Genomic DNA, 17,726 nt, shown 5'->3' with positions numbered 1-17,726 from the left:
GCTAGGGCCTAAGTATCAGTCATTTTCACCCAGTTCCGGGTTCCACCCCTTTGCCTTGGCTTCGGCAACCGCCCGTTGATAGATGCGACTATGCTTCTCCGCCAACTCCGGCGGCAGATTCGACACCAGATGTCCATATTTTTCCCACTCCGTGGTGACTTTGTCATACAGGGCGTCTATCCCCTGTACCAACCACCCTTCACAGGTCTCTGTCTCTGGAATCAAGCCAAATACCCAGGCGTCACGAATAATGTTGCCGGTGGGATTCATGGCCCCCTTGGGATCCTTGTCTATACCGTGATATCGCTTGTCTGCCATTTTGATCTTGGTGCTCATGTTAATGGTGTGCTGAAAATTATCGCCTAATTCAGGCTGGAATTATTGTATCCCACATTTTATACCGGTTTGACCTCAGCGCCATTAAACAAATAAGTTATTACTTATGGTTTGTATAAGAATATTTGAGGTTTACTTATAAACACAACAAATGTAAGGTTTGCACCCAATTCCCTAAACGAATTGGGGTTAATGGAGAGAAACATAGCTTCTCCCACAGACAGATTCACATATTTGGAGTAGACCAATGGCATTAGACCAATCATCCCGTTACTCGGACCTCAGCCTGAAGGAAGAGGACCTGATCGCCGGCGGCGGGCATATCCTGTGCGCCTACAAGATGAAACCGAAGAGCGGTTACGGCTACCTGGAGGCTGCAGCCCACTTCGCTGCCGAGTCATCCACCGGTACCAATGTGGAAGTCTCCACCACCGACGATTTCACCAAGGGTGTGGATGCACTGGTCTACATGATTGATGAAGCCACCGAGGAGATGCGCATCGCCTACCCCATCGACCTGTTCGATCGCAACATGATCGACGGCCGCATGATGCTGGTCTCCTTCCTCACCCTGACCATCGGTAACAACCAGGGCATGGGCGACATCGAACACGCCCAGATGTATGACTTCTTCATGCCGCCCCGGGCCATCCAGCTGTTCGACGGTCCTGCCAAGGACATCTCCGACCTGTGGCGCATGCTGGGTCGTCCCGTGGTGGACGGCGGTTACATCGCCGGTACCATCATCAAGCCAAAACTGGGTCTGCGTCCCGAGCCCTTCGCCGAGGCGGCCTACCAATTCTGGCTGGGTGGCGACTTCATCAAGAATGACGAGCCCCAGGGCAACCAGGTTTTCTGCCCCGCGAAAAAGGTCTACCCGCTTGTCTATGACGCCATGAAGCGCGCCATGGACGAGACCGGCGAGGCCAAGCTCTTCTCCGCCAACATCACCGCCGACGACCACGCCGAGATGCTCGCCCGTGGCGAGTTCATCCTCGAGGCCTTCGGCGCCGATGCCGACAAGGTGGCCTTCCTGGTGGACGGCTACGTGGGTGGCCCGGGCATGGTCACCACCGCCCGTCGCTACTTCCCCGGCCAGTACCTGCACTACCATCGTGCCGGTCACGGCGCCGTCACCTCCCCCAGCTCCAAGCGCGGTTACACCGCCTACGTGCTGGCCAAGATGTCCCGTCTGCAGGGTGCCTCCGGTATCCACGTCGGCACCATGGGCTACGGCAAGATGGAAGGCGACAAGGACGACCGCGCCATCGCCTACATCATCGAACGCGATGAGTACCAGGGTCCTGCCTACAACCAGAAGTGGTACGGCATGAAGCCCACCACCCCGATCATCTCCGGCGGTATGAACGCGCTGCGTCTGCCCGGCTTCTTCGAGAACCTGGGCCACGGCAATGTGATCAACACCGCGGGTGGCGGCTCCTACGGCCACATCGACAGCCCGGCGGCTGGTGCCACCTCCCTGCGTCAGGCCTACGAGTGCTGGAAGGCCGGCGCCGATCCCATCGAGTGGGCCAAGGAGCACCAAGAGTTCGCCCGCGCCTTCGAGTCCTTCCCCCTCGACGCGGATACCATCTTCCCAGGTTGGCGTGAAAAATTGGGCGTGCACAAATAAGAACTGCACCTCAATGCCATCCGGAATTTAAAGCCCCCGTATGGGGGCTTTTTTTGTAGTGAAGTCCGCCAATGAACGGTAATGGATTTTCAATAATTTCGATTACTTGGTTGTGTAGGGTGCGGCTTGCCGCACCGTTAACCACTCCAGATAGATCGGTGCCTTGGTGATGCTTGCGCATCGGTGCGGCAAGCCGCACCCTACGCCAGGCCGGGACATTTCGGATAACAACATTGGCGTTCATTGGCGGACTTTTTAAATTCAAAAAAGGCTTTTCTCGAACACAGGATTAACCCTACACAATAGAGTAGAATAGCGCGGAATTCGTCTGCCTTGTTTATGAATCTGGAGTCACCATGAGTGCCGACAACGAGCAATACCTGGTCCAACAAGAACCCTACTATCAACCCCAGGAGGATGAGATCGAACTGTATGAGGCCGCCTATGCAGAACGGCTGCCGGTGATGATCAAGGGCCCCACCGGTTGTGGTAAATCCCGCTTTGTGGAACACATGGCCTGGCGCTTAGACAAACCTTTGATTACCGTGGCCTGCAACGAGGATATGACCGCCTCAGACCTGGTGGGCCGTTATCTACTCGACAGTGAGGGCACACGCTGGTTGGACGGCCCGCTCACCGTGGCGGCCCGCATCGGCGCCATCTGCTACCTGGATGAGGTTGTGGAGGCGCGACAGGACACCACGGTGGTAATTCACCCCCTGACCGACCATAGGCGCGCCCTGCCCCTGGATAAAAAGGGTGAGGTAATCAATGCCCATGAGGATTTTCAACTGGTGATCTCCTATAACCCGGGTTATCAGAGCCTGATGAAGGATCTCAAACAATCCACCAAGCAGCGCTTCTCCGCCCTCGATTTCGACTATGCACCGGCTGACCTGGAGGCATCGATCATTGCCAAGGAGACCGATATCGATGAATCCACCGCCGCCCATCTGGTAAAGATCGGAGAGACGGCGCGCAACCTCAAAGGGCATGGCCTGGACGAAGGCATATCGACCCGGCTGCTGGTCTACGCCGCGAGACTGGTGAAACGGGGCATCAAACCTCCGGCGGCCTGCCGCATGGCCCTGGTCAGACCCATCACCGACGACAAGGACATAGTCGCCACCCTGGATCACGCCATCGAGGCCGTATTCGGGTAATGCTGGAAATGTTAACCGTAAATGGACACAAATGATTTTTTTATTCCACCTGGTCTCTTTATTACGTAGGGTGCGGCTCGCCGCACCATTCAACCTGATAGCGGGACAATCGGTGCGGCAAGCCGCACCCTACGCATTAGGAGGAGCGAACGAAATTAACAAATCCCATATGTGTTCATTTATGAACCTTTTATGTTATCGACAAATTACTGATGTCAGATAGAGAGAGACTCAGCTGCGGTTTCAAGGAGATCGACCCGATCTTCGACGACTGTATGGCGAACGCCCGTCGCCACCTCAGCGAGGCGGGTATCGACGCCTATTTGGAAGGCGCCTCCCTGTGCTGCAAGATCGGCCGCGGTGTGGAACCGGTGATCGTGTTCCTGGAAGAGCTGCCCGAGATTGCCGGGCGTACCGGTGAAGAGATTATCGAACTGATCTCCCAGAGCGTGTGGAAGCTCTCGCGCAGTCCCAACGGCAAAGCAATCCTCCCGTTCCTGCAGATGCTGCCTGAGGCCAGCCGCAGGCTGGGCAGTGTGGAGATGATGGAGCGGTTCATCAACCTGCTATTGGATATGATGGAGCAGACCTCTGGCTCCATTCACGGTTTTCATACCACCATACCCAGCCCGTCACTGCCGAATCTGCTGAAAAAGGTCCCCTATCTGCTAAGCCAACTCTCGCTGGAGGGTTTGAGCAACTGGATCGATTACGGCGTCCGCAACTACCGCACCCATCCGCAACGGCAGATCGACTACTTCAGCCTGCAGTCCGCCGACAGTCGCGCTATCCTGCAGCGGGAACGGCACGGCACCCTGTTTGCTGACCATGAGCGCAAGCTCGATCTCTACCTGCGATCCCTATGGCGCAGTAAGGCCCACTTCGTACCCTACTCTGAAGGCTTTGACGAACTGCGCAAACCCATGCCCTACTTCGACTCGCTGGGGATTCGTATACCCGACGTTTACGATGATCTGCACCAGGTCTCAGGTATCGATCGCTACCGAGCCCTGCTGGCCCATGTAGCCGCCCATCAGCGCTGGACCAGTCATGTGGTTGCGGACAACTACAGCCCCTTTCAACGGGTTGCCATCGAGACTTTCGAGGATGCCAGGGTCGATCTCCTCGCCACCCGTGAGTATCCAGGTCTGCGCAAGATCCTGCTGAAACTGCATCCCTGTCCCGATGAGAATGACTGCGACCCTGAAGTGGAGTCGTGCATTCGCCATCGCCTGGCGATGTTCTCCCATGCCGCCCTGAATCCGCACCATGGCTACACCAATCCGGATCTGCTGGAGTTTCTGAGCCGTTTCCATGCCGCCCTGGTTGACAACGCTTCGAGCACCCAGGAGATGGCTGCACTTGCCATCTCCTATATCGCCCGCACCCGCCGCCAGGCGGATCTCTCCGCGAATGTCTACTTCACCGATACCGAAGTCAGCTACCGCGATGACAACCGCCATATGTGGATCTACATCGAAGAGGGGGATGAGGAGGAGATGTTCGATGCGGAGCAAAAACCCAAAACCTCAGACCAGGAGATCCAGGGCCTGCCGCCTCGCCACTACCCGGAGTGGGACTACAAGAACAAGACCTACAATCCCGATTGGGTGAGCCTCTACGAGAGCCTCCACCCCCAGGGGGATGCGGGTTATATCGATGCCCTGCTGCACAAACACCAGGCCCTGGCAAAGCAGCTGAAACGTCTGCTGGACCTGCTCAAGCCGCAACAATATGTGCGTATCCGTTATCAGGAAGAGGGTAGTGAGCTCGACCTGGATGTGGCTATCCGTTCTTTAATCGAATACAAGAGCGGTCATAACCCCGATCTCAGGATCAATATGAGCCACCGCAGTGACGGGCGCGATATTGCGGTGATGCTGCTGATCGATCTCTCCGAATCGGTGGATCAGATACCCCAAGGCAGCCAGCAGTCGATTCTGCAACTCAGCCAGGAGGCGGTCTCCCTCTTGGGCTGGGCTATCGAGCAACTGGGTGATAGCTTCGCAATCGCCGGTTTCTCATCCAATACCCGGCATGAGGTACGCTATCAACACATCAAAGGGTATACCGAACATTGGAACGATGAGGTCAAAGGGCGTCTGGCCGCCATGCAGGCCGGCTGGTCAACCCGCATGGGAGCCGCCATTCGTCACGCCTCGCACTACCTAAGCGCCAGACAGGCGGATAAGAAACTGATGTTGGTCCTGACCGATGGCGAGCCAGCCGATATCGATGTACATGATGACCGCCAGCTCATCGAGGACAGCCGTAAGGCGGTACTGGAAGCGGAGCAGGAGGGTATCTATACCTACTGTATCAACCTGGATCCCGAGGCCGATGATTATGTGAGAGATATCTTCGGCCATCAATTCACAATCATCGACCGGGTTGAACGGCTGCCGGAACAGTTACCAAGATTGTTTATGGCCCTGACGAAATAGGCTGATCACAGATCGCTCTCCACTGTGATTTGATAGTTCTGTGAAAACCACTCAATTCCCCTGTCATTTGTAGCGTTTTCAGAGAGACTCACAACCTGATCATTCTGCGACCAATCATTTATCGCCGATTCATCCTATGCATGTATAATCCCATGATTATTTGATTCGCATTTAAACATCAACGCATGAAACAGACTGACGATCTTCGCATCAAGGCAATCAAAGAGCTGAGCCCTCCTGCTCAGGTTCATCAGGAGCTACCTATCACAGATAAGGCAGCCGATACCGTGTATAAGGCACGACAACGGATACACCAGATTCTGCATGATAAGGATGACCGGCTACTGGTCATTATTGGTCCCTGTTCAGTACATGATCCCAATGCCGCCATGGAGTATGCCCAGCGCCTGCAACCGGTGCGCGAGCGGCTCAAGACCGAGCTTGAAGTTGTGATGCGCGTCTATTTCGAAAAACCCCGCACCACTGTTGGCTGGAAGGGGCTGATCAACGATCCGACACTTGATGACAGATTCGAAATCAACACAGGCTTGCGTTTGGCAAGAAAATTACTCCTGGACCTGAATAATCTTGGCATTCCAGCCGGCACCGAATACCTGGACTTGATCAGCCCACAATATATCGCCGACCTGATCAGCTGGGGAGCAATCGGGGCACGTACCACCGAAAGTCAGGCCCATCGGGAACTCGCCTCAGGCCTCTCCTGCCCGGTAGGCTTCAAAAATGCAACCAATGGCAGTATGCGGGTTGCACTCGATGCGATCCGCTCATCTTCCCGCCCCCACCACTTTCTTTCTGTCACCAAGGAGGGCAGGTCTGCTATCTTCTCCACTCACGGCAATCAGGACTGTCACATCATTCTCAGAGGCGGCACCCGTCCCAACTATGACTCGGAAAGCATCAACATCGCGGCCGAAGAGATGGAAGGCAATGGCCTGAAACCCAGATTGATGGTCGATTTCAGCCATGCCAACAGCCGCAAGCAACATCCCCGACAGCTGCTGGTGGGGCGTGATATAGCCAGTCAGATCGCGCGGGGAGACCAGCGCATCATGGGGGCCATGATTGAAAGCTTCCTGGTCGAGGGAAGACAGGACAGAATAGAGGGAGAAACCTTAACCTATGGTCAGAGTATTACGGATGCCTGTATCAGTTGGGATGACAGCGAACCACTATTGGAAACCTTGGCCGATGCCGTACGACAACGACGTAAATTCGTCGATGCGGCTTGATGTCATGAAGAGAAACAGGATGATTCCAGATGCCTGAAGAAGCAATTGAGTTATTGGTATTAGGTAGTACGACACCGGAGGTTGAGGCCTGTCTTGATGCTTTGCGGAACAATGGCAATCCAGCCCATGCCACTCGAATCGAACATGATGCCGATCAGCTGGGCTCTGCCCTGAAAGAGAAAAAATCCCTCGACCTGCTGATCTACACAATCGATAACGAAGCGCTGGATACCACACAACTATTCGCACTCATTGGCGCCATCAACCCTATCATTCCGGTCATAGCAATCAGTGACATGCCGAATGAGGAGATGCAACTCGAGTTGATGAAACAGGGTATTACAGACCTGGTACAACGTAAGAATCACCCGCATCTGGTACAGGTAATACTGCGTGAACACAAACACCTCAGTGCCGTGCGCCGACTACAGCGCTTGGAGCGACAACTTGAGGAGGCGGAGGAGCGTTGTGATACGCTCACGGAAAGCTCCCGAGATGCCATCGCATATGTACATGAAGGTATGCATGTCACTGCCAACCGCGCCTATCTGGAGCTGTTCGGGCTTGCAGGAGAGGATGAGATAGAGGGTCTCCCCATCCTGGATATGATTGCATCGAACGAGCATCAGCCTTTCAAAAAATTATTGCGTAAACTGAGTGCCGATACCGAGCATTCAAGCGAGATGAAAACCACCTGTGTTCGCGACAACGGTAGCGAGTTCAGTGCGGAACTCCATTTCACACCCGCCAGTATCGATGGCGAATCATGCACACAGGTCATCATCCGCGATCAATCGATCTCCCGGGAGGTCGAGGAAAAGCTGCGTCTGCTCAGCACCCAGGACGTACAGACCGGTCTATACAACCGTCAATATTTCATTGGCCAACTGGATGAAGAGGCTAAACACCACTTCGATCGCGGTCAGAATCCACAGACACTTTTCTACATTACCCTGGATAATTTCACTGACATCCGCAGCAAAACAGGCATCAAAACGAGTGATGGACTATTGCTGCAGATTGCCGCCGAACTGCGTAAAAATGTCACAAAAGAGGATACTCTTGCGCGCTTTGGCGATCATACCTTCACCATCCTCAGCGCAACACAGGAGATGACGGCCACTGAAGACAAGGCCCGTGAAATCTGCAACCTGATAGCTTCCAACAACTTTGAGGATAACGGCAGCGATATACAACCCACCTGCAGCATCGGCGTGGTGTTCTCATCCGACGATGTTCTCAGCGGTCACGATTTTATCACTCAAGCCTACCATGCATGCGATCATGCCCGCTCCGATGGCGGCAATGATTTCTACGTCACCGATACCCGGTTACCGGAAGATTCGCAAGCAACCGCCAGCGAGGCCAACCTGAGCAACCTGATTCGTTATGCCTTCGAAAACGATCAGTTTCAATTGGCATTTCAACCCATTGTCAGCCTGCATGGCGATACCAGGGAGAATTATGCGGTCACGGTTCGTCTGATTGACGAGAGCCGGGAGGAGATACAACCTGAGCATTTTCTCAGTCAGGTGGATGCGCTGAATAGAATGCCAGAACTGGATCGCTGGGTCATACGCCATGCCATCGACGAACTCGCCACACAGCGGAAACAGGGTAAAAAGATCAACTTCCTGATCAGCGTTTCCGGTGCGACATTGGAAGACGATACCCTGTTGCTCTTTATTTGCGATTGCCTGCGCGATTATGAAGCCAAAGGCTCATGGGTCACCTTTCAGTTTGATGACAATGATGCGCGAGCACATCTACATCAATTGCAGAAGCTGGCAGAAGGATTGAAAAAGATAAAATGTAAAACCTGTTTAGGCCATTTTGGCTTAGCCAAGAAACCTGAGGCCATTCTCAGCAGTTTTCCCCTGGATTTCATACAATTTCACAGCTCTTTCCTCTCTGATCTATTTGAAAACCAGGACAAACAGGATAGCTTGAACCATCTCAATGAAGTGATTCAGGAACAAAACATCAAGACCATCGCATCAGGTGTGGAAGATGCCAGCAGCCTGGCCATCCTCTGGTCAATCGGTGTCAACTACATTCGTGGTTATTTTATACAGGAACCATCAGATTCCATAGACTACGATTTCCACACGGATTGAGTTCGCGCCTCTTCCCGGATGGGATTACCAAGGCATGAAGGAGTTCCAAAAGGTCATCGGTCGGGAGGCATCATGAATATTGTAGTTCATGGAGCTCATATCCCTTTGGATATTATAGGTGGCATGGGTCATGGTCTTGATCGACTCTTCCATGGAATCCATACTGGTGAGCATGGGTTCCAGGGTTCTGACATCCTGGGCCATCGATTCCACACTCACCGCCATGGTACGTACATTGGCTGAGAGTTGACCGACACTGTCAGTCATGGTCATCAGATTACTCGACATGATGTTCATATTGGAATCGACGCTAAGGGCAAGAAAATGGATATCCTTAGCGAGACTGAAGACCAGATAGAAGCCATACGCCGCCAATAATATGAAGGCGAAAAGAGAGGGATAGACGATCAACTCCCAACGCCGCGCGCTGGTCTCAAACGCCATTGACAGGCGATCCATCGAGTCCTGACTGCTTCTGCTGTCAGTCTCGGAGACGCCCTCTTCCACCCGGTCATTTTGGGGATCCTGGTCGTTTTTCTCAAGCATGCTTTTCCCGACCTAATAGTAATTATCTAATTCTGATTATTACGAAATATTAGCATAGCAACGGTTTATCACAATCAAAGTCTATTGATACACGAATAGAATTTATACCAAACTGACGTATTCAGGCACAAAAAAACCGGGCACGACCCGGTTTTTTTGTAAGTATGACAATTAGTTATCATACCACACCATAACCCATGGGAATCAGAACTCTCCTGTCGCACCCCGATTCATGATATCCAGAATTTGCTCCTTGACCTGTAGGGCAGCCTCCTTGAGTTCGGCTGGCAGCGGATTCCCGCCATAGATCATCATGTCCATATTCAGCGCCGTCAGCCAGAGATTTCCCTGGAGGTCCTCGATCAAGGTGATGCGGCAGGGCAGATAGGCGGAATAGGCATCGGAATAATCGAGCATCTCGCCTGCAATCAATGAGTTACAGAAAAGATAAATCTTTACAAATCGATATTCCGACCCCATCTTGGCCTCGATGTCCTTGGACAGGGGGAGTTCACCCACATTCGACATGTTGTGTTCATTGGCGACGAACTTCATGGTCTCTTCCACTTCCTCCCAGGTGAGTCCCTCCTCCACTGGAATCTTCCAGATACTCGCCTCAGCCACACTGCCGGTGGACAAGGTGGCCTGGGCAAACTCCAAGAACATGGGGCCGGCACCAGGATCAAAGGCTTCCAACGCCTTGCTGTATTTAAAATAGGTGGCGGCCAATCCGATGACTACCAGCAACCCAATCAGGGCAAAAAGATTTCTTATCATCCCCATCTCTCTCTCCAATGAACAACCAAATAGGTAAGTATCCCAAATCGAATCAGATATTAATGCCCTGCTTAATGATTGATGTAGTTGGGATACAACGCAGCTGTCAGTGCGTAAAACTCTTTACTGCCTTTTCCTCTCGGATCCAATTCATAAACAGCGAGACCCTCACTGAAGGATCGACGAAAGACCGTTCTTTGGCAGAGACGGTATTTTATAAAATCCACATCCGGCAGAGAGACCAGGGCGGCGGCAGCTTCATCGGACTCTCTGATCGCATGGTGGGTATCGGCCCGGTTGATGAATGCCAGCAATTCAGGGCGGTCACCACCCACTGCCTCATCGAGAAAATTGATGAAACGCTGGGTTGACCAGATATCAGCCTGCGAAGGTGGTACTGGAATTATCACCCGGTCCGCCAGGGCCAATGCCAACTTCATTGAATCGATATCGGAAGTTCCGACGTCAATCAACACTTCATCATAACCTGCGAGTTTCTTCCTGGACAACGCAGAGGCATCCTTGATTTTCAGATAGGGTTCATAACCCTCTTCCGAACGCACCTCTGATACATCACTCAATGTCGCCTGCGGATCGGCATCAATGACCAGTACTTCAGCCTCCGCCATTTCCAACCAGACAGCCAGATTGAAGGTCACCGTACTCTTACCGGACCCTCCTTTCAGACTACCGATAACTGTGATCATACACTCCCCTTTGTTATGTTCTCGTTGAAGCTTACGCCCGGTATCCAGGATTACGCGGCGCGCTTCTATTCTCTGTCGTCAGCTTCTCTGCAACATCAGTCCATTGGTGAATATTGAGAAACCCTTGGCCACTCCTGTTGCCTTGCCAGCTTATACCAGGCCCCTTCACCATCCGCCCGGCCATCATACCAGTTGACCCCGTATGGATTTGGCATGCTGGGTCGATGCATTGCCTGCTGCATACCAGGATAGGGCATTCCCGTTTGTGGTTGCCAAGCGGGAGCCATGCCGTAGGGATAGGATCTAGCCGACGGCCGCCATGAGTAGTTTGGCGCCGAATAAGGGTTGGCGGCGAGCCAGGCCGGCTGGCCAGGATAGGGATGCCTGCCGGATGCGGGCCGATTCATTGGCCGAAAGCGATGCCTGCCGAAGGGCGTGTAGCCTGTGTATCGGGGACTGGAGTAGCCCCTGGGGCTTGGGTATCCGTTGTCAAGTCTGTTGGCATAGTATCTGTCGCTTGGTCGAAACGCCGCATAGCGGTTGTAGCTGCGAACCTGGCGATAGGGGTCATGGGATGGTGGCGCAAAATAGGGCATGCTGGTGCGCATAGGATTGTAGCCATAACGCATAGGATCCCATTGCTTGACTCCGTAAGGCTGCGCGACCGGTGTAGCGGGCATGCGAACTCGCTGCCTAGGCGCGGAATGCCTGCCAGGGTTGACTTTGAGCGGGCGATAGACATAGTGGTTTGGAATTTCGATTTGTGCCGGCCTATAGGTCCATCTTGCTGGAGCACCCCTCAGCGACTGACGATCCATGGGTCTGAACCTATACCGATTGTTAGCGCCGTAACCCGGATATCCGGAAGAGGCCGCATGGGTCGAGTGCCGCCAATAGGCTTGATCAGGCGTGGCGACACGCTGTGGCCACTGATATCCGTTGCGAGGCATCGGCGTTGCCAAAGACCCGTTAGCGGGCCTAGTGTAAGGTGCGCTTGTCTCAGGAATCTTTTGAGCAGAGAGCCTATTGCGCTGTCCCTTCCAGGGCCTGAAGCGATACGCGTTCCGTCCATGCTGCGGATAGTTGTTGCCCCCCGCCCATTGGTCGTGCCGCAACTTCTGTTGAGATTGGCGAGTGTTTTTTCCCCACTCAATCATCTGAGTGCCCGGAGCAGGGAGCGGCCGCCACTGACTAGCGGCAGGATTGGAAGCACCCTCCATAGCAGAGCTGGAAGGCATCAGCATGACGGAGAATAACCCGGAAATCAGCAGTGCATACGTCGTGTTTCTCATCTGGATTACCTGTTAGCTTGATCCACCATCTAGTCATGAAGGGATCTAGACCCGACACAACCCAAAAATTTAATTTGTCGTTATTTTATACGGCACTACGAAGGATCCCACATCGTTATGATGGCAACTCCCTCGAACTATGCCAGATTAAAGCACAGTTTAGCGGTAAACAGCCCTATACAAAACCATCACAGTACTGTTTTTGTCAGAAGTCGATTGGTTTTGGGGGATGTAGACCAACTGCAGCAGCCAGGAACCCCCTATTCGGGACGAAACATGGGCGTTTGATAGGCATCAGTAAATGCTGGATTGTATGGAAATACATCTCTAGGGCCCCAATTCCCACCACCCTGTTTCTTATCCAATCGCTTGTCAGGGCGGAACTTATACGTCTTCTGACGCCTGGGTTCAGTAAGGCCGTAGCTATCGGTCGAGAGGAACATGCGGCTTTCATTTCCAGGCGGCCGTTGGTATTGCTTGTACTCTTCATTGCGGCGCTTTATACGCAGTTGATCTTTTGGCGTCAGGGTGCGGAAACGATACCCGTCCTTGTGTGGAGTAATGGTATGTCTCTCTTCTACTGGGCGATAGACGCCACGAGGAAAACCTGGCGGTGTCTCGGCATAATCAACGACCGAAGAGGGATAGAGGGACTGCCGGTATTGCTGCTGCTCATTGAATGATTCAGCCGGTGAATCAACATGCAGTTGATCATCCTCATCATTCAGGGGTCGCCAGCGATAACTTTCTTGCTGGAAAACAAATCCTGTTTGCGATGTGCTACGGAACTTGAAGTCGGCATAGGGCTCCCTTGCCAGGACATCACCAAGACCAACCAGACATGCAAGAGAGATCAACCACAGCAATGCATCGATACGCAAACTACCACTCCAAATTGCCTAGATGAGTATAGACCATGGGGACAGAACCAGAATCTCACTGACTGGTAATCGGCAGCAAAACGCCTGGGTTTAACCTTATGGACTAGGAAACCGGATTAACAGTTCCTAGGGCCTGTTAACACTAATCCAATGCACTCTGTTGTGCCTGAAAAAACGCCAATCAAGGCGCGAGGAGAGAAGTTTGGTCACTCCAAATGAACGACGAGCAACGCTGAGTGGCGCTTTTTCAGGCGCAACCCGAAGGGCTGGGGCTGTTTTTCCACCCAGCGGCGTTATCATTCGCTCATGTAGCCGGGCTACATCACGCTCATTCTGCCTTGCTGGGCGCAAAAACAGTCCCAGCAGAGTGCATTGGATTAGTGTTAACAGGCCCTAAACTACTTCAGCCTGATCCCTCTTCTGGCGGCTCTTTTACGTATCGGAAATTCCGTCACGTTGGAGACAGGCTTTGGCGCCGTCTTTGATTGCTCAGTAACAGATGCAGGTGAACCATTACCCTTACTCTTCAAGGCAGCCGTCTTCTTCTTTGCTGCCTGTTTTTTCAAGGTCGATGGACGCTTCCTCTGTTTTGCGCCACCGGTTGCCTGCTTGTTTGAAACGGATTTAACCTGTTTTTTCTTAACCGTCGCTCGTTGCCCCCCTGCCGGGTTGGCTTTAGTGATCAGCTTTTCAGGTTTCTCATGCTTGGCTGAGCTGCCCTCAGATCTTGCTTGCGAAGGCTTTGAGGATGCAGCTACTTTTTTTCTTGCGGGACCTTTGCTCCTGGTTTTAGCCCTGGCCGCCGGTGCGGCAGCAACGGGTACCTTTTCAACCTCGGCAGCAGGAGACACTGCTGGTGATGTCGTTGCTTCACCACTGCCACCTGAACCACCTGTTGTACCACCCCCAGACTTATCGCTCCTCTCGGCATGCCCAAGCCGTGCAGACTTGCCTTTACCAAACACTCCTTTTAACCATTGCCCGAGCAACAGGAATATGCCCCTGATCAGATAGAAAAACGTAGTGATGATGGCAATCACCCTTTGCCAGATATTTCCAAGCAAGGAGGGTTTCGTCTCAACCTCGGACTTGACCTCAACAGCTGGCTGAGAAGTGGCAACAGCCGCAATTGAGTCTTCAGATGTCAGTTCACTATCAACATCCAGACTGCTACCTACCGGTGCAGTAGTGGCGGCCACTTCCATAATGTCCTTACTGGCGGCTATGCAACCTAAAGGTATTACGATCAATGTCAGCACAGTGGAGACCATCACACCGGAGGCCAGGGAGATGGCCATGCCCTGGAAGATCGGATCGAAAAAGATTACCGAGGAACCACACACCAGGGCGAAGGCGGTAATCATGATAGGTCGGGTACGGGTCTTACAGGCCATGATAACAGCGTCGACCACGGAGGTGCCCTGCTGTACCTGATGGATGGAGAAATCCACCAGCAGAATGGAATTACGCACGATGATACCTGCCAAGGCGATCCAACCTATCATCGATGTGGCGGTGAATTCACCGCCCCAGCCGGCCTGGAAAAAGATGAAATGGGCAGGAATTATACCCAGCAGGGTCAGTGGAATGGGGGCCATGATCAGCGCCGGAATACGGAAGTTACCGAACTCCCACACAACCAGGATATAGATCAATACCAGGGCCACGGCAAAGGCTGCGCCCATATCGCGGAAGGTCTCAAAGGTCACCGTCCATTCACCCGCCCATTCGATACCGGTTTGGGAGTCGTTTTGGGGCGGACCCAGCCAGTCAGGTTCGATGGCAACATTATCTGGCGCTTTGTACTCTTGCTCAGCTAGCAGATCCTGTACCTGCAACATGCCATATACCGGGGCCGCCAGCTTACCTCCCACTTCAGCTACCACGTACTCCACATCCCGCAGGTCCTTATGGTAGATGATCGGATCCTCCAATACCTGCTCGAATCGACCGAGCTCACGCAGGGGCACGGTGATACCACTGCTGGAGTGGATGGGCAGATCCCCCAGGCGAGTGACTTCGGATCGCTCGGCCAGGGGCACCTGCATCATGATGTTGATCGGTTCATGACCGGCCCGCTGCTTGACATCGCCCAGGGGCGAACCACCTAGGGCCATACCGAGATTTCGGTTGATCGTATCCACGGAGATACCCCGGCGTACCGACTTTTCCGTGTCAACGGTAAAGCGCCAGTATTGATAGGGATCGCGCATGTAGTTGTCCACATCGCGCAGACTCTCCGTCTGCTGGAAAATATCGGTCAGGTCCTGAACCACCTGGCGCCTGACTTCAGGACTCGGTCCATGTACTTCGGCAACCACCGATTGCAGTACCGGGGGACCGGGGGGCATCTCCACCACAGCGATCTTTGCGCCGCTGCCCTTGATGAGCTCACCCAGCATGTGTCGGGTTTCCACCGCGATTTCGTGACTGGTGCGATCACGTTCGGTCTTGTCCAGGAGCTGCACCTGGACCTCCGCCTGCCAGGGATCGGAGCGCAGATAGTAGTGGCGAACCATGCCATTGAAATCGAATGGCCGGGCGGTACCCGCATAGACCTGAACCGCGGTAACCTCCGGCATGACACGGATCTTCTCCGCCATGCGATGGGCCAGGTTGGCGGTCACCGGCAGCGCGGTCCCCTCCGGCATATCCACCACCACCGAATATTCCGGCTTGTTGTCCAGTGGCAGCATCTTCACCGCCACCCATTTGAAATAGAAGAAGGAGCAGGTGACGAGGAAGGTTCCCCACATGATCAGCTTGAACAGCTTTGCCTTGCGGGGTGACTCGATCATCGGCATCAGAATGCCTTTAAACAGCCGCTCCAGCCACTCCGCCTCCTTGTGTTCCCGCTCCCCGGCCACCTCCAGGTAACGCATGCTCGGCCTTAGCCAGTGAGACACCGTCAGGTAGGGGGTAAACACGAATGCGGCAAACAGGGAGATCAGCATTGCCACGGAGCCGAGGGCGGGAATCGGCTCCATATAGGGCCCCATCATGCCACTGACGAATCCCATGGGCAGCAGCGCGGCAATCACGGTGAAGGTCGCCAGAATGGTTGGATTGCCCACCTCTCTGACCGCATCCACCGCTGTAACCACATCGGTGGATTTCTCCTCCAACCAGCGTCGATAGATATTCTCCACCACCACTATGGCATCATCCACCAGAATACCGATGGAGAAGATCAACGCAAACAGACTGACCCGGTCTATGGTGTAGCCCATGACCCAGGCGCTGAATATGGTCATCAGCAGTACCACCGGGATAACCAGCACCACCACGATGGCCGGCCGGAATGCACGGAATGCGCCCAGTACCAACAGGAACACAAAACCGGTCGCGACAAACAGTTTAAAGATCAATTCGGTGACCTTGTCGTCGGCGGTTTTACCGTAGTTGCGGGTAACGCTGACTTCCACATTGTCCGGTATCAGCGATCCCTTGATATGTTCCACCCGCTCCTTGATGGCATTCGCCACGGTTACCCCGTTGGAGCCCTCTTTTTTGGCGATTGCCAGGGTAATCGCAGGCACACCGTCGGCCTTGATATCGAGATCGCTGGCCGCACCGGTATAGAAGCCCACCAAATGTTTGGCATCCTCCGGCCCCTGTTTGACCCGCGCGATGTCGTGCACATAGACAGCCGTTCCGTTATGCGTACCTACCCTTAGACGATTGATATCCTCGATGGTCTTTAAAAAGGCGCCGGTAACCACATTGGAGTAGGTGCTACCCGCCTCCACACCACCGGCTTGCTTTTCAGCATTGGATTCGTGGATGGTATTCGCCACCTGATCCAGACTGATGCCGTAACCAGCCAATCGCTCCGGGAATACTTCGATCGTGACCTGTTCCCGCCGGCCGCCGACGACGAATCCGTTCCCTGTATCGGGCAACTCCTTCAAGGCCTGCAGTACATCGTGGCCCAACATCCGCAACTGCCCATCGTCCACGTCGGGTGCCCCATCCCGATCCAGGTCCTTGGACCAGAGGGTCAATGTCACCACCGGTACGTCGTCGATACCCTTGGCCTTTACCAGTGGCGGCATCACACCGGGGGGGATCAGATCCATGTTGGAATCGATCTTATCGTTGACCTTGACCAGCGAGGGCCCCATCTCTTCGCCCACCTCGAACTCGATGGTGACCACGCCACCACCCCGTTGAGAGGCGGAGTAGACATGCTTCACGTCGGGAATCTCCGACATGATGCGTTCCAGGGGTTCTATGGCCAAGGCGGCAACCTGGTCCGCAGCCGCACCTGGATATTGGACAAAGATATCCACCATCGGCACCGAGATCTGAGGATCCTCCTGGCGCGGGGTGATGATAAGGCCCAACAGCCCCATCAACATCATGGCGAGGAAAAACAGCGGCGAGAGCGGAGACTGGATAAAGAATCTGGCGGTTCTGCCCGCGATCCCCAGATGCGCCTCGTAGTTGGGATCCGTGGAGTGGAGCTGATCGAGTTTATCGTCGTTCTGGCTCATATTTTATCTCGAAGCATTGATATAAGGCAGGCCTTGCCACAGACCTAACCCGCTTTGTTCATATTGTAGAGAGAGTGTTTTGTT

The 17,726-nt window shown here is 53.8% G+C and carries 13 protein-coding genes; 5 read left to right on the top strand and 8 right to left on the bottom strand.

Features of this window, described 5'->3' with window-relative positions; translation table 11 throughout:
- Window positions 1-15 precede the first annotated feature (15 nt).
- Window positions 16-318, bottom strand: coding sequence for a hypothetical protein (locus tag R2K28_RS04785; protein WP_316369693.1), 303 nt, complete (start codon window positions 316-318; stop codon window positions 16-18).
- 265 nt (window positions 319-583) lie between these two features.
- On the opposite strand from R2K28_RS04785, the gene R2K28_RS04780 reads away from it, so the two are divergent.
- Window positions 584-1,969 (top strand): ribulose-bisphosphate carboxylase, encoded by a 1,386-nt coding sequence (locus tag R2K28_RS04780; RefSeq protein WP_116448629.1) that lies wholly within the window; start codon window positions 584-586, stop codon window positions 1,967-1,969.
- Between the two features lie 10 nt (window positions 1,970-1,979).
- Here R2K28_RS04780 and R2K28_RS04775 read toward each other — a convergent pair whose 3' ends face one another.
- Entirely contained in the window at window positions 1,980-2,213 is a 234-nt protein-coding gene (locus R2K28_RS04775) for a hypothetical protein (protein WP_316368235.1), read from the bottom strand.
- Window positions 2,214-2,325: 112 nt separating this feature from the next.
- Here R2K28_RS04775 and R2K28_RS04770 point away from each other — a divergent pair, with 112 nt between their 5' ends.
- The 4 genes from R2K28_RS04770 to R2K28_RS04755 all read left to right on the top strand — a co-directional run bounded on the left by R2K28_RS04770 (window position 2,326) and on the right by R2K28_RS04755 (window position 8,943).
- On the top strand, window positions 2,326-3,132 hold the full coding sequence (locus R2K28_RS04770; protein ID WP_316368234.1) for a CbbQ/NirQ/NorQ/GpvN family protein: 807 nt from the start codon (window positions 2,326-2,328) through the stop codon (window positions 3,130-3,132).
- Window positions 3,133-3,344: 212 nt separating this feature from the next.
- On the top strand, window positions 3,345-5,576 hold the full coding sequence (locus R2K28_RS04765) for a nitric oxide reductase activation protein NorD (RefSeq protein ID WP_316368233.1): 2,232 nt from the start codon (window positions 3,345-3,347) through the stop codon (window positions 5,574-5,576).
- Window positions 5,577-5,761: 185 nt separating this feature from the next.
- Complete coding sequence (gene aroG / locus R2K28_RS04760) at window positions 5,762-6,826, top strand: 3-deoxy-7-phosphoheptulonate synthase AroG (RefSeq protein ID WP_316368232.1); 1,065 nt, start codon at window positions 5,762-5,764, stop codon at window positions 6,824-6,826.
- A 29-nt stretch (window positions 6,827-6,855) separates the two neighbouring features.
- The gene (locus tag R2K28_RS04755; protein WP_316368231.1) at window positions 6,856-8,943 is read left to right on the top strand and encodes an EAL domain-containing response regulator; all 2,088 of its coding nucleotides are present in this window, start codon (window positions 6,856-6,858) and stop codon (window positions 8,941-8,943) included.
- Window positions 8,944-8,967: 24 nt separating this feature from the next.
- Here the strand turns inward: R2K28_RS04755 and R2K28_RS04750 are convergent, their stop codons facing one another.
- The 6 genes from R2K28_RS04750 to R2K28_RS04725 all read right to left on the bottom strand — a co-directional run bounded on the left by R2K28_RS04750 (window position 8,968) and on the right by R2K28_RS04725 (window position 17,642).
- Complete coding sequence (locus R2K28_RS04750; RefSeq protein ID WP_442871423.1) at window positions 8,968-9,489, bottom strand: hypothetical protein; 522 nt, start codon at window positions 9,487-9,489, stop codon at window positions 8,968-8,970.
- Between the two features lie 204 nt (window positions 9,490-9,693).
- Window positions 9,694-10,272 carry a DUF302 domain-containing protein gene (locus R2K28_RS04745; RefSeq protein ID WP_316368230.1) on the bottom strand — a complete coding sequence of 193 codons (579 nt, stop codon included), beginning with the start codon at window positions 10,270-10,272 and terminating at the stop codon, window positions 9,694-9,696.
- Between the two features lie 65 nt (window positions 10,273-10,337).
- The gene (locus tag R2K28_RS04740) at window positions 10,338-10,973 is read right to left on the bottom strand and encodes an AAA family ATPase (protein WP_316368229.1); all 636 of its coding nucleotides are present in this window, start codon (window positions 10,971-10,973) and stop codon (window positions 10,338-10,340) included.
- A gap of 95 nt (window positions 10,974-11,068) precedes the next feature.
- Window positions 11,069-11,923 carry a hypothetical protein gene (locus tag R2K28_RS04735; RefSeq protein WP_316368228.1) on the bottom strand — a complete coding sequence of 285 codons (855 nt, stop codon included), beginning with the start codon at window positions 11,921-11,923 and terminating at the stop codon, window positions 11,069-11,071.
- Window positions 11,924-12,525: 602 nt separating this feature from the next.
- Window positions 12,526-13,146: a hypothetical protein gene (locus tag R2K28_RS04730; protein ID WP_316368227.1), complete on the bottom strand. Its 621-nt coding sequence runs from the start codon at window positions 13,144-13,146 to the stop codon at window positions 12,526-12,528.
- 398 nt (window positions 13,147-13,544) lie between these two features.
- Window positions 13,545-17,642 (bottom strand): efflux RND transporter permease subunit, encoded by a 4,098-nt coding sequence (locus R2K28_RS04725; RefSeq protein ID WP_316368226.1) that lies wholly within the window; start codon window positions 17,640-17,642, stop codon window positions 13,545-13,547.
- Window positions 17,643-17,726: the final 84 nt, after the last annotated feature.

This window comes from Candidatus Thiodiazotropha sp. CDECU1 (assembly GCF_963455295.1).
Classification (GTDB): domain Bacteria; phylum Pseudomonadota; class Gammaproteobacteria; order Chromatiales; family Chromatiaceae; genus Thiodiazotropha.
Note: the sequence above shows the minus strand (reverse complement) of the source record. Positions and strands in the feature narration are given on the sequence as shown.

Excerpts from the sequence above, each read along its gene's own strand:
- R2K28_RS04770 (WP_316368234.1), top strand. The coding sequence starts at position 2,326 with ATGAGTGCCGACAACGAGCAATACCTGGTCCAACAAGAACCCTACTAT.
- R2K28_RS04745 (WP_316368230.1), bottom strand. The coding sequence starts at position 10,272 with ATGGGGATGATAAGAAATCTTTTTGCCCTGATTGGGTTGCTGGTAGTC.
- R2K28_RS04725 (WP_316368226.1), bottom strand. The coding sequence starts at position 17,642 with ATGAGCCAGAACGACGATAAACTCGATCAGCTCCACTCCACGGATCCC.
- R2K28_RS04765 (WP_316368233.1), top strand. The coding sequence starts at position 3,345 with ATGTCAGATAGAGAGAGACTCAGCTGCGGTTTCAAGGAGATCGACCCG.
- R2K28_RS04735 (WP_316368228.1), bottom strand. The coding sequence starts at position 11,923 with ATGCCTCGCAACGGATATCAGTGGCCACAGCGTGTCGCCACGCCTGAT.
- R2K28_RS04750 (WP_442871423.1), bottom strand. The coding sequence starts at position 9,489 with ATGCTTGAGAAAAACGACCAGGATCCCCAAAATGACCGGGTGGAAGAG.
- R2K28_RS04780 (WP_116448629.1), top strand. The coding sequence starts at position 584 with ATGGCATTAGACCAATCATCCCGTTACTCGGACCTCAGCCTGAAGGAA.
- R2K28_RS04755 (WP_316368231.1), top strand. The coding sequence starts at position 6,856 with ATGCCTGAAGAAGCAATTGAGTTATTGGTATTAGGTAGTACGACACCG.
- aroG (WP_316368232.1), top strand. The coding sequence starts at position 5,762 with ATGAAACAGACTGACGATCTTCGCATCAAGGCAATCAAAGAGCTGAGC.
- R2K28_RS04775 (WP_316368235.1), bottom strand. The coding sequence starts at position 2,213 with ATGAACGCCAATGTTGTTATCCGAAATGTCCCGGCCTGGCGTAGGGTG.
- R2K28_RS04785 (WP_316369693.1), bottom strand. The coding sequence starts at position 318 with ATGGCAGACAAGCGATATCACGGTATAGACAAGGATCCCAAGGGGGCC.
- R2K28_RS04740 (WP_316368229.1), bottom strand. The coding sequence starts at position 10,973 with ATGATCACAGTTATCGGTAGTCTGAAAGGAGGGTCCGGTAAGAGTACG.